10 protein-coding genes are annotated in these 12628 nt (G+C 70.8%); 5 read left to right on the forward strand and 5 right to left on the reverse strand.

The window, feature by feature from the left end; genetic code table 11:
* Window positions 1-151: 151 nt before the first annotated feature.
* Window positions 152-664 (forward strand): hypothetical protein, encoded by a 513-nt coding sequence (locus tag ACFC3F_RS14420; protein WP_376131183.1) that lies wholly within the window; start codon window positions 152-154, stop codon window positions 662-664.
* 135 nt (window positions 665-799) lie between these two features.
* On the opposite strand, the gene ACFC3F_RS14425 is transcribed toward ACFC3F_RS14420, so the two are convergent.
* On the reverse strand, window positions 800-2857 hold the full coding sequence (locus ACFC3F_RS14425; protein ID WP_376131186.1) for an NAD(+) synthase: 2058 nt from the start codon (window positions 2855-2857) through the stop codon (window positions 800-802).
* A 179-nt stretch (window positions 2858-3036) separates the two neighbouring features.
* On the opposite strand from ACFC3F_RS14425, the gene ACFC3F_RS14430 reads away from it, so the two are divergent.
* Window positions 3037-6597, forward strand: a complete 3561-nt coding sequence (locus ACFC3F_RS14430) for a TM0106 family RecB-like putative nuclease (RefSeq protein ID WP_376131189.1) — start codon at window positions 3037-3039, stop codon at window positions 6595-6597.
* A gap of 48 nt (window positions 6598-6645) precedes the next feature.
* On the forward strand, window positions 6646-6960 hold the full coding sequence (locus ACFC3F_RS14435) for a DUF3467 domain-containing protein (RefSeq protein ID WP_376131192.1): 315 nt from the start codon (window positions 6646-6648) through the stop codon (window positions 6958-6960).
* 1 nt (window position 6961) lies between these two features.
* Here ACFC3F_RS14435 and upp read toward each other — a convergent pair whose 3' ends face one another.
* Window positions 6962-7594: a uracil phosphoribosyltransferase gene (gene upp, locus ACFC3F_RS14440; RefSeq protein ID WP_376131195.1), complete on the reverse strand. Its 633-nt coding sequence runs from the start codon at window positions 7592-7594 to the stop codon at window positions 6962-6964.
* Window positions 7595-7671: 77 nt separating this feature from the next.
* On the opposite strand from upp, the gene ACFC3F_RS14445 reads away from it, so the two are divergent.
* Window positions 7672-8103 (forward strand): nucleoside deaminase, encoded by a 432-nt coding sequence (locus ACFC3F_RS14445; RefSeq protein WP_376131209.1) that lies wholly within the window; start codon window positions 7672-7674, stop codon window positions 8101-8103.
* Window positions 8104-8529: 426 nt separating this feature from the next.
* Here the strand turns inward: ACFC3F_RS14445 and ACFC3F_RS14450 are convergent, their stop codons facing one another.
* Genes ACFC3F_RS14450 through ACFC3F_RS14460 form a run of 3 tightly spaced genes read right to left on the reverse strand, consistent with a single transcriptional unit; the run spans window position 8530 to window position 11589 of the window.
* Window positions 8530-9459, reverse strand: a complete 930-nt coding sequence (locus ACFC3F_RS14450; RefSeq protein WP_376131197.1) for an LLM class F420-dependent oxidoreductase — start codon at window positions 9457-9459, stop codon at window positions 8530-8532.
* A 19-nt stretch (window positions 9460-9478) separates the two neighbouring features.
* Window positions 9479-10444, reverse strand: coding sequence for a cation diffusion facilitator family transporter (locus ACFC3F_RS14455; protein ID WP_376131200.1), 966 nt, complete (start codon window positions 10442-10444; stop codon window positions 9479-9481).
* A 32-nt stretch (window positions 10445-10476) separates the two neighbouring features.
* Complete coding sequence (locus ACFC3F_RS14460) at window positions 10477-11589, reverse strand: alpha/beta fold hydrolase (protein WP_376131203.1); 1113 nt, start codon at window positions 11587-11589, stop codon at window positions 10477-10479.
* 128 nt (window positions 11590-11717) lie between these two features.
* Here ACFC3F_RS14460 and proC point away from each other — a divergent pair, with 128 nt between their 5' ends.
* Window positions 11718-12560: a pyrroline-5-carboxylate reductase gene (gene proC, locus ACFC3F_RS14465; RefSeq protein WP_376131206.1), complete on the forward strand. Its 843-nt coding sequence runs from the start codon at window positions 11718-11720 to the stop codon at window positions 12558-12560.
* Window positions 12561-12628: the final 68 nt, after the last annotated feature.

Consider the following 12628-nt stretch of genomic DNA (forward strand, 5'->3'; position numbering starts at 1 on the left):
CGTCTTCGTGTCTTCCGGGGGCGGCGCGACCACGCCAAGATGAAGGGGCGGCACCGCCGCGCGAAGCTGCAGGAAGAAGGGCGAACCGATGGAATCCGTTCTGCTGGACACCCCCGCCGGAATCTCGGCTCGTCTGGGGTGGGACCCCCGGATGAGCGAGCACGATCGCAAGCGCGCGCTCGCGAAGGAGCTCGTCGCCGCGCGCCTCGGCGTCGAAGAGAAGGACGTGCGCATCGAGCGCGAGGCGCCGAAGACCTTCGGCTTCCACACCCAGCTCATCGCCGTCGTCGACGGGCAGGAGGTGCCGCTGCGGATCCGCAACGCGAACGCCCGCGCGGCGTCGCTGGTCACGGTCTCCGAGCCCGATGTCGTCGTCGGGATCGACCTGCGCGACGCGCACCCCGACGAGGTCGAGCTCAACACGATGAAGCGGCACTCGCACCTGCTCGATGAGAGTGACCACGCCGCGCTGCTCGCGCACTGGACGCGGGTGCAGGCCGTGCGCGACGCCGACGGACGCGGCACGCGGGTCGCCGGCGAGCACGTGCGGCTGAACTCGGCGCACACGAAGGGCTGGGTGCCCGATCGTCGGGCGCAGTACGACCTCGCCGACCTCTCGCGCGACGGCTGGATCATCACTCTCGCCTACGCCACCCCCGCGTGACCGCGAGACTGCAACGGGCCGCCGAGACTGCGGGTGAACCCCGCTCGTTCGGCGCGCCGTTGCAGTCTCGCGGTCAAGGTCTCGCGGTCGGGAACGGCCGGGGGAGGGATGCCGCGGGGCGGCGGCGACCGCCGCTCAGGCGGGGCGCGCCGAGGCCGGCAGCGCGGCGTCGAGCTCGGCGAGCCAGACGCGCGCATTGCCGTCCGACGGTGCACGCCAGTCACCGCGCGGCGACAGCGAGCCCGCGGGTGAGACCTTGGGTCCGTTCGGGATCGCCGAGCGCTTGAACTGCGCGAACGCGAAGTACCGCTGCAGGAAGACCCGCAGCCAGGTCGCGACGGTCGGCAGGTCGTAGGCATAGCGGTCGGCCTCGGGGAAACCGGGAGGCCAGGCCCCGGCATCCGGATCGTTCCACGCGTGCGACGCGAGGAAAGCGATCTTCGACGGGCGCATCCCGAACCGCAGCACGTGGAACAGCGCGAAGTCGTGCAGCGCGTACGGACCGATGCGGTCCTCGGTCGACTGCAGCTTGCCGTCCTGCCCCGCCGGCACGAGCTCGGGCGAGATCTCGGTGTCGAGCACGGACTGCAGCACATCGGCCGCGGCGTCGTCGACGCCCTCGCGGTGCGAGATGACCCAGCGGATCACGTGCTGGATGAGCGTCTTCGGCACGCCCGCGTTGACGGCGTAGTGGCTCATGTGGTCGCCCACACCGTAGGTCGCCCAGCCCAGAGCGAGCTCGGACAGATCGGACGTGCCGATCACCATGCCGTTGTTCTGGTTCGCCAGACGGAAGAGGAAGTCGGTGCGCACCCCGGCCTGCACGTTCTCGAATGTCACGTCGTACAGGGGCTCACCACCGGCGAACGGATGCCGGATGCCCTGCAGGATCTCGGTGGCGGCGGGCCGGATGTCGATCGTCTCGATCGACGCGCCGACCGCCTGGGCGAGAGCGACGGCATTGGACTTCGTGTGCTCGCTCGTCGCGAACCCCGGCATCGTGTAGGCGAGGATGTCGCTGCGCGGGCGCCCCATCCGGTCCATCGCGCGCGCCACGACGAGCAGGGCGTGCGTCGAGTCGAGGCCGCCCGAGACGCCGATGATGGGCTTCGGGTCGCCGATCGCGCGCAGGCGCTGCACGAGCCCGGACACCTGGATGTTGAACGCCTCGTAGCAGTCCTGCGCGAGCCGCGCGGCGTCGTCCGGAACGAACGGGAACCGGTCGAGCGGCCGGCGCAGGCCGATGTCCTCGTGCGGCGGCTCGAGCAGCGTCTCGATGTGCAGGAACTCCGCCCCCGTCGCCACCCGGTTGTCGTCGAAGGTTCCCTGGCGCAAGCGGTCCTGGCGCAGCCGATCGAGGTCGACGTCTGCGACGCTGCGCCGCGCGCCGTCGGGGAAGCGCTCGGTCTCGGCCAGCAGCATCCCGCCCTCGTAGATCATCGTCTGCCCGTCCCACGAGACGTCGTTCGTCGATTCGCCCTGGCCCGCAGCGGCGTAGACGTATGCCGCGAGGCACCGCAGCGACTGCGACTGGCACAGTGCCCGGCGCTCGTCGGCGCGCGCGATCGTGATGGGACTGCCGCTGAGGTTCACCAGCACCGTCGCACCGGCCAGGGCGGCCTTGGACGACGGCGGGATCGGCACCCAGACGTCTTCGCACACTTCGGCATGCAGCACGAGGCCCGGCACATCCTGCACGTCGAACAGCAGGTTCGTGCCGATGACGGTCTCGATCTCGCCGATGCGGATGCCCTCGCCCGACCACGGCTCGCCCGGCGCGTACCAGCGGCGCTCGTAGAACTCGCGGTAGGTCGGCAGGTAGGACTTGGGGGCGACGCCGAGCACAGCGCCGCGGTGGATGACGACGGCGCAGTTGTAGAGGCGGTTGCCGTGCCGCAGCGGCGCTCCGACCACGAGGACGGGCAGGAGGTCTTCGGATGCCGCCGTGATCCGCTCGATCGCGGTGTCGACGGCGTCCAGCAGCGCATCCTGCATCACGAGGTCTTCGATCGCGTAGCCGGTCAGGCACAGCTCGGGGAAGACGGCGACGGCGACCGACTCGTCGTGGCACGCACGGGCTTCGGCGAGGACGGCGTCGGCGTTGGCCACGGGGTCGGCGATCGCAACGGGGATCGTGCAGGCGGCGACGCGGGCGAAGCCGTGGCGGTAGGCGCTCTCGAACGGCAGGCTCATCGCTCCAGTGTGGCACCGCGGCTGCGGGTGCGGCGAGGGGGAGCCGGGCGGGTTGCAGGAAGGGGCGCGACCTGTGATGCTTCGCGCCCGCGACACGCCGACCCGGGATGTGCTTCCTGCAGATCGCACGCGACGGGGGTGTCTGAGGGCGCGGTTAGGGTCGTGGAGGAAGGGGAGACATGCGCTATATCGAGGGTGAGAGCCGGATCGTCTGGAGTGCGAGCGATCTGAAGGCGGCGGCCGAGTGCGAGTTCGCCTGGGCCCGCGCGATCGACGCGAAGCTCGGGCGCATCGCCGCCGTCGACGAGCCCGAAGACGAGACGCTCAAGCGCGCCGGCCGCCTCGGCACGGCGCACGAGCGGCGTGTGCTCGCGGACTACATCGAGCAGTTCGGCAGCGAGCGGGTCATCGAGATCCCCGAGACGAGATCGACGGATGCGGCGGGGCTCGCGCACGCCGTCGCCCTGACCGACGCGGCGCTCGCCTCCGATGCCGCCGTCGTGTATCAGGCCGCGTTCGCCACCGACGAGTTCGTGGGCTTCGCCGACTTCCTCGTGCGCGACCCTTCGGCAGGCTCAGGGACCGCGTTGGGCTCAGGGAGCGGTCCCGGCGGGGCGTGGATCGTGCAGGATACGAAGCTCGCGCGACGCGCGCGGGTCACCGCGCTCATGCAGCTCGCGGCCTACGTCGACCAGCTCGACCGGCTGGGCGTTCCGCGCGGCGACCGCGTCGAACTGCTGCTCGGCGACGGCACGACCAGCGCGCACGAGATCGACGACCTGCTCCCCGTCTTCCGGCTGCGCCGCGCCCGGCTCGCGGCCCTCATCGCCGACCGGCGTGTCGACCTCGGCGCGGCGGGCGAACCCATCGCGTGGGGCGACGACCGCGGCGACCTGCGCGTCGTGGCGTGCGGGCGCTGCGCGACGTGCGACGCCGAGGTCGCGGCATCCCGTGATCTGCTGCTCGTCGCGGGCATCCGGCCGACCCAGCGCGAACGGCTGCGCACCGCCGGCATCATGACGATCGACGACCTCGCCGGCGCTCGCGTGCTGCCCGCGAGGATGAACGCCGACACGTTCCGGATGCTGCAGACCCAGGCCCGGCTGCAGCTCACGAGCCCCGCGGGCGGACTCGACGAGGTTCCGAGCGGCGGTGCACCGCCCGTGCCGACGTTCGAGGTCGTCGAGCCGAAGGCGATCGCGGCGCTGCCGCGTCCCGACGACGGTGATCTGTTCTTCGACTTCGAGGGCGACCCGCTCTACAGCGAAGAGGCCGACGGCGGCGCGCGACGGTGGGGGCTCGACTACCTCTTCGGCTGGGTCGACGACCGCGAGCAGTACACGGCGCTGTGGGCCCATTCGTTCGACGAGGAGAAGCGTGCGCTCGAGACGTTCCTCGACATCATCGCGCTGCGCCGGGCGCAGTACCCGGGCATGCACATCTACCACTACGCGCCCTACGAGCCGACGCATCTGCTCGCGATGGCCGCGCGCTACGGCGTGCGCGAAGCCGACGTCGACCGACTCCTGCGCGACGCGGTGTTCGTCGACCTGTATCCGATCGTGCGCCGCGCGCTGCGGGTCGGGTCGCGCTCCTACTCGATCAAGAAGCTCGAGCCGCTCTACATGGGCGACGAGGTGCGCACGAGCGATGTGCAGAAGGGCGACGATTCGATCGTCAAGTACGTCGAGGCCCGCGCGCTCGCGGACGAGGACGACGCCGCGGCGAATGCGATCCTCGACGACCTTGCCGACTACAACCGCTACGACTGCGTGTCGACGAGGCGCCTGCGCGACTGGCTCGTCGACCGGGCGCGCGAGGCGGGCCTTCGTCCGACGCCGAACCCCGAGCCCGACGAGCACGTGTACGAGCCCTCGCCGCGCGCTCTCGCGCTCACCCGATCGGCCACCGAGCATCCCGAGGATTCCCCCGAGGCCGTCGCGCTGCGCCTCGGTGCCGCCGCGATCGACTACTACCCGCGCGAAGTGAAGTCGTTCTGGGCGACGCACTTCCTGCGCCTGCGCGAACCGGTGTCGCTGTGGGAAGAGACGCGCGACGTCGTCGTGATCGACCCCGACCGGTGCCGGGTCGTCGACGATTGGCACGTCGCCGAGAGCGGCCGCGGCGCTGAGCGCCGCACTGTCGAGCTGCGCGGCGAGCTTGCACCCGGTACACGGCTGAGCGTGGGGTCGAACCCGTTCGCGCTCTACGACCTGCCCGCACCGTTCCCGTACGAGGCGATGCCGCGTTGGATCCATGCGACGCGCGCCGTCACGGTCGTCGAGGTGCTCGACGACGGCGTCGTGGTGCAAGAGACGGCGGTCGACGGTGTGACGTGGAGCGACCTGCCCCTCGCGCTCACGCCGGCCGCTCCGCCGCGGGCCGGGAACCAGCAGCTGGCGATCGACACGTGGGCCGACGCGATCAGTGCGGCCGCACCAGCGCTGCCCGAAGACCCCGCGACCGACATCCTGCTGCGACGGCCGCCGCGCGTCCTCGGGGGCGCTCTGCCGTCGTCGACGGCGGGCGACGTCGACACGATCGTGCGCGCTCTGCGCGGCCTCGACCGCAGCTACCTCGCCGTGCAGGGGCCGCCCGGCACCGGCAAGACCTATGTCGGATCGCACGTGGTCGCCCGCCTCGTGCGCGAGCACGGATGGAAGATCGGCGTCGTCGCGCAGTCCCACGCCGTCGTCGAGAACATGCTCGACCGCATCATCGACGCTGGAGCGCCGGCCGCGCAGGTCGGCAAGGCGCCGAAGAACCCCGAGACCCCTGTGGCGTTCACGGTCATCCCGAAGAACGGCGTCGCCGCGTTCGCCGCCGAGCACGCGGCATCCGGATTCGTCGTCGGCGGGACGGCGTGGGACTTCGCGCACGAAGGTCGGATCCCGCGGGGCAGTCTCGACCTGCTCGTGATCGACGAGGCGGGGCAGTTCTCGCTGGCATCGACGATCGCCGTCTCGCTCGCGGCACCGCGGCTGCTGCTGCTGGGCGATCCGCAGCAGCTGCCGCAGGTGAGTCAGGGCACGCATCCCGAGCCCGTCGACACGTCGGCGCTCGGGTGGGTCATGGACGGATCCGACGTCATCCCCGCCGAGCTCGGCTACTTCCTCGCGCGCACGCGCCGCATGCGACCCGAGGTGGCCGCTCCCGTGTCGGTGCTGTCGTACGACGGCGAGCTCGCGGCGCATCCGGCCACCGCGATGCGGGTGCTGGAGGGAATCGAGCCCGGGGTGCACGCTGTGCCCGTGCGGCACCGCGGCAATGCGACGCAGTCGCCCGAAGAGGCCGAAGCGGTCGTGGACATCGTGCGCGATCTCGTCGGCCGCCAGTGGCGCGACATCCGGTTCGAAGAGGGCGACGGAGCCGCTCCGTGCGATCCGCGGCCGCTCGAGCAGCGCGACATCATCGTCGTGACGCCGTACAACGCGCAGCAGGTCATGGTCGAAGAGGCGCTTGCCGCGGCGGGCTTCGCCGAGGTTCCCGTCGGCACGGTCGACCGATTCCAAGGTCAGGAGGCCTCCGTCGCGATCATGTCGCTCGCGGCCTCGTCGGGGCGCGATGCTCCCCGCGGCGTCGACTTCCTCCTGCTGCGCAACCGCCTCAACGTCGCGATCTCACGCGCCATGCATACGGCCTACCTCGTGCATTCGCCCGAGCTGCTCGACGATCTGCCGCGGACGCCCGAGGGCGTCGCGCGGTTGAGCGCGTTCGCCCGGCTCGTCGGACGCGCCTGAGCGGCGACGCGTAGACTCGTCGAACACCGAGTCCCGACGGAGGTACCCGTGGCCGACGACGCCCCACGACAGTTCGAGATCGATCTTCCGCCCGAGCAGATCCCCGGTTCCTACGCCGATTTCGCGAACGTCTGGCACACGCCGACCGTCTTCGTGATGGACTTCCTGACTCTCGCCCAGCCCCCGCACGAAGAAGTCGATCAGGCGACGGGCGAGCGCCGGACGGTCGTGCCGGCGCGCGTCGTGGGCCGCATCCGGATCCCTCCCGAGCAGGTCTTCGAACTCGCGAAGGCGCTCACCCAGCAGCTGGAGTTCTGGGAGCAGGAGACGGGCAAGAGCCCGCCGACCGAGCCGGCGCGCTGAGTCAGACGGTGCCGTAGAGACGGTCGCCGGCGTCGCCGAGTCCGGGCACGATGTACGCCCGCTCGTCGAGTCGCTCGTCGACGGCGCCGAGCACGAGCGTGACGTCGCGCCCCTCGACCTGCTTCTCGATCGCCGCGAGTCCCTCGGGCGCCGCGAGGATGCAGATCGCGGTGACATCCTGCGCTCCGCGGTCGAAGAGGAACTCGATCGCCGCGCCGAGCGACCCGCCGGTCGCCAGCATGGGGTCGAGCACGAAGCACTGCCGGTCGCTCAGATCGTCGGGCAGGCGCTCGGCGTAGGTCGTCGGCTCGAGGGTCTCTTCATTGCGGGCCATGCCGAGAAAGCCCACTTCGGCCGTCGGCAGCAGCTTGACCATGCCCTCGAGCATGCCGAGTCCTGCGCGCAGGATGGGCACGACGAGCGGACGCGGCTCGCCGATCCTGACCCCCATCGTCGAGGTGACCGGCGTCTGGATCTCGATCGGCTCGACTCGAACGTTCCGGGTCGCCTCGTAGGCGAGCAGCGTCACGAGCTCTTCGGTCAGCTGACGGAAGACGGGCGAAGGAGTACGCGCGTCGCGCAGAACCGTGAGCTTGTGCGTGATGAGCGGATGATCGGCGACGTGCAGGCGCATAGGGCAAGGGTAGTCGCTGCGGTGCCGCCGCACCGTACGCTCGTGTCGTGACGTTCGACTCCATGGATGCCGCCGCGATGCGACGTGCGCTCGAGCTCGCCGCCGAGGCCGGAGCGGCGGGCGACGTGCCCGTCGGTGCCGTCGTGACGGATGCCGCGGGCACGGTCATCGGCGAAGGGCGAAACCTGCGCGAGGCGACGGGCGACCCCACGGCGCACGCCGAGATCGTCGCGCTGCGTCATGCCGCGGCATCCCTCGGCTCGTGGAACCTCGAGGGGTGCACGCTCGTCGTGACGCTCGAGCCCTGCGTCATGTGCGCCGGGGCGGTGCTGCAGTCCCGCATCCCGCGCCTCGTGTTCGGCGCCTGGGACGACAAGGCCGGCGCCGCCGGATCCATGTACGACCTCGTGCGGGACCGGCGCCTGCCGTACCGCGCCGAGGTCGTCGGCGGCGTCGCCGCAGAGGCGGCATCCGCTCTTCTGCGCACCTTCTTCGACGCCCGCCGCTGACGCCCCCGCCGCCCTTCCCTCCCGCGCCCGCGCCCGCGGTCCTCCGCCCCCCGCGCCCGCGGTCCGCCGGCGCCCGGCTTCCCCTGTTGACTTGCGGCTTGTGCGCGCGGCGCGCGGCGTGTCGTCGACACAATCCGCAAGTCAACACAAGGTGCGTTGTCCTCCGGTGCGCGTTGTCCCACGCCGCGCCCTCCCACGGTCACGGCGCCGCCGCACGTCGCACCCGTTGTCCACTTGCGGCTTGTGCTCCCCGCATCCGGCGTGTCGTGGGCACAAGCCGCAAGTCAACGCAACGCGCATCGACGCAACGCGCATCGACGCAACGCGCATCGACGCAACGCGCGACATCACCGTGCGTCAACGCGCATCGACGCAACGCGCGACCTCACCGCGCGCAACGCGCGGCGAGGCGGCGGGGTCACGGGGTCAGCGGGGGAGGAGAGGCAGTACCTCTTCGCCGAGGAACGAGACGTGGTCGACGTCGCGCAGGTCCATGAGCTGGAAATGCACGCGCTCGGCGCCGAGGTCGCGCAGGCGAGCGACCTTCTCCGCGATCTCATCGGCGCCGCCGACGATGCCTCCGCGCTCGCGTGCGGCTCCGACGGTCGTCCCCGCGTTGGCGGCGCGCCGCTCGAGGTCGGCGGACGTCGCACCCGCGAGGGTCGGCAGGGCGACCGACAGCTTGAGGGTCGCGGGGTCGCGATCGATGCGCTCGCACGCTGCGCGGACGCCGTCGAACTTCTCAGCGACGACGTCTTCGTGCTGGAAGCCGATGTTGAACTCCGTCGCGTAGCGCGCCGCGATCGCCGGGGTGCGACGAGGCCCGCCTCCGCCGACGATGACGGGCATGCGCTCCTGCACGGGCTTGGGCAGGGCGGGCGCGTTCACGAGCGTGTAGTGCTCGCCGTCGAACGAGAAAGTCTCTCCGGCCGGTGTCTCCCAGAGCCCCGTGATGACGGCGAGCTGCTCTTCGAAGGGACCGAACCGCTTCGCGGGGAACGGGATGCCGTAGGCGCGATGCTCGTCCTCGAACCATCCCGTGCCGAGGCCGAACTCGACCCGTCCGCCCGACATCGCGTCGACCTGTGCGACCTGGATCGCCAAGATCGCGGGTGCACGATGCGTCGCCGAGGAGACGAGCGTGCCGAGCCGGATCCGGCTCGTCTCGCGGGCGAGGCCGGCGAGCGTCGTCCACGCGTCGGTCGGTCCCGGCAGGGGGTCGCCCGGGCCCATCCGCATGTAGTGGTCGGAACGGAAGAAGGCGTCGAAGCCGAGGCGCTCGGCGGTCTGCGCGAAGGCGAGCTGGTCGTCGTACGAGAATCCCTGCTGCGGCTCGGTGAAGATCGTGTACTCCATGCCGTCAGTCTGACAGCGCTCAATCGACCGAGCGGATGACGATCTCCTCCGTCGAGGGCTCCGCGCTGTCTCCGCGACGGTAGACATCGGGCTCGAGATAGATGACGCGCGCGGCCGGCACGGCGACGCGGATGCGCGCCTCGACGATGTCGATGTCGTGCGCCGCTTCGACGAGCGGCCTGTCGGACGGCAGGGCGATCTTCGCCGCCACGAGCAATTCATCGGGACCGAGGTAGAGCGTCTTCATGTGGATGAGCCGCTCCACTTCGGGACCCGACTCGATCGCGGCGACGATGAGGTCGTGGTCGGTCTGTGTCGCACCCTCGCCGACGAGCAGGCTCTTCGTCTCGACGCCGAGGGTGATCGCGACGACGATGAGCAGCGTGCCGATCATGAGCGTGCCGATCGCGTCGAAGATCGGGTTGTGCGTGACGGCGGACAGCCCGACCCCGAGCAGGGCGAAGACGAGACCCGTGAGGGCGGCGATGTCTTCGAGGAGCACGACCGGAAGCTCGGGGGCCTTCGCGTGGCGGACGAACGACACCCAGGACTGCTCTTTCGGGCGCACCAGGTTGCTCTCGCGCACGGCGGTGCGCAGCGAGAACGACTCGAGCCCGATCGCGATGACGAGCACGAGCAGGGGGACCCAGACGTGGTCGAGCTCGTGAGGATGAGTGATCTTCTGGACGCCTTCGTAGATCGAGAAGAGGCCTCCGACCGAGAAGAGGATGATCGCCACGACGAAGGCGTAGACGTACCGTTCGCGTCCGTGACCGAACGGGTGCTCGCGGTCGGCTGCGCGTTTCGCGCGACGCCCGCCGAGCAGGAGCAGCAGCTGATTGCCCGAGTCGGCGACGGAGTGGATCGCCTCGGCGAGCATCGAAGCCGAACCCGAGATGAACCACGCGACGAACTTGGCCGCGGCGATGCCGAGGTTGGCCAGGAACGCCGCGATGATGGCCTTCCCGCCACCGGACGCGCTCATGGCGGAAGCCTATGCCCGAGCGCCGTGCGGCGTCAGTCGGCCGAGCGCAGGATGATCGCTTCCGTGGGCGGCGCGGGGTTGGCCGGGATGCCCACATAGCCGATGCGCGTGAGCAGGGCGTGACGGAACTCGGCCGGGCGCTCGAGGTGCGGCGAGTGCCCGACACCCTCGAGATCGATCTCGGTGACATCCCCGCCTGCATCGGCGTACGCGCCGAGCACATCGCGCGTCTGCGACACCATCTCCTGAGCCGGCGCGATCTCTTCACCCGGCCAGTCGGCGAGGATGCCGAGTTGGCCCAGGTAGTTGACGTCGTAGAACGAGGCGTCCGAGACGATCGCGTCCGCCGTGCCGTGGATCCACAGGATCGGCGGCTTGGGCGCGAGGTCGACGATGCCCGACACGTTGAAGTGCGCCGGCGTCATCGTGTTGAGCACGCCCAGCGGACCGGCCGCGAATCCCGGCCACGCGTCGCTCGCCACGCTGTCGCCGGGGTAGTTGCCCTCGGCTGTCGAGGTCGTGAGCATCGATTCGACCCAGACGTCTTCGTGGTCGGTGCGGTAGCCGGGTGCGACATAGCCCGAACGGAAGACGTTGCGCGGCGAGGTCTGCGCTTCATCGCTGCGGTCGCCCTCGGCGAGCCGCCGGATGAAATCGGGGTTCGCGCCGCCGGCTCCGGTGCCCGCGTCGTCGTCGGTCAGACGGGAGCCGTCGCGGCGCGTGCCGCCGAATCCATACGGCGAGACGGGTGCCTGCAGCGTGAGGCTGAGCACCGGGTGGTCGAGTGCGTACTGCATCACGACGCCCCCGCCCATCGACCAGCCGACGAGATGAGCCGTCGGGATCTCGAGGGCTTCCAGCGTCGAGCGGACGTCGTCGCTGAAGTCCCGCACACCGCGCGTCGCGTCGACGGGGGCGTGCTCGGTGCCGCCGAAGCCCCGCAGATCGATCGCGATGACTCGGAGGTCGCTCGGCAGATCCTGCATGATCTCCTGCCAGAACAGGCTCGAAGAGACGTTGCCGTGCACGAACACGACGGTCTGATCGACCGGCGTCTTCGGATCGTCGCCCGCGCGCTCGAGGATGTTCACGTTCAGCCTCGGCGTTTCGATGACGCGCGAGGTGATGCCGTCGAAGAGGGTCATGAGCGTGCCTCCGGATGCTGACCGCGCGAGGGCGTCCCGGCCCCCGTCGTCCTTCGACTATATCCGGCGACCCGGTGCGGATCCGGGGTCGGGGCGCGGCATCCGGATCAGGTTCATAGGATGGCGGCATGGCAACAGATACGACCGTCCTCCCGCCCGTCGCGATCCTCGGTGCAGGTTCGATGGGCGGTGCGATCCTGCAGGGCGTCGTGCGTTCCGGGCTCGCCAGCAGCGTCGTCGCGACGAACCGCACGGCCGAGAAGGCCGCTGAACTCGCGGGCCTCGATGCCGTGACGAGCATCGCGCTCGCCGAGCAGCCGACGGGGAACACGGATGCCGCGGCCGCGGCCGACATCGTGCTGGTCGGTGTCAAGCCGGTCATGGTCCCCGATCTGCTGCGTGAGATCGCGCCGTCCCTGCGTCCGGGCACGATCGTGGTGAGCCTTGCGGCGGGTGTCACGATCGCGACGTTCGAGGCGCTCCTGGGGCCGTCGATCCCCGTGCTGCGGTCGATGCCGAACACCCCCGCCGTCGTCGGGCAGGCCGTCACGGGCCTCGCCGCCGGCACGACGGCTGCGGCCGGCGACGTCGCCGTCGTGCGCCGCCTGTTCGAGACGTGCGGCGCCGTGATCGAGGTCGCCGAGTCGCAGATCGACGCGCTCTCGACGATCTCGGGGTCGGGTCCGGCGTACGTCTTCCTGCTCATCGAGGAGCTCACCAAGGCCGCGCGCGGCAAGGGCTTCGACGAGGATCAGGCGCGGCTCATGGCCGAGCAGACCTTCATCGGCGCGGCCGCGCTGCTCGCGGCATCCGGTGAAGACCCCGCCGAGCTGCGTCGCCGTGTCACGAGCCCCAAGGGCACGACCGAGCGCGCCGTCGGGGTTCTGCAGGCCGCGCGGCTCGACGTCGTCTTCGAGACGGCGACGGACGCCGCCCTCGCCCGCGCCCGCGAACTCGCCACCGGCGACTGACGCCCCGCGTCCCCGGGCGGCACCCGACCGCGAGACTGCACGGGAGCGCCGAGAGTGCGGGGTTACCC

It is taken from the genome of Microbacterium sp. NPDC055910 (assembly GCF_042271185.1).
GTDB lineage: Bacteria > Actinomycetota > Actinomycetes > Actinomycetales > Microbacteriaceae > Microbacterium.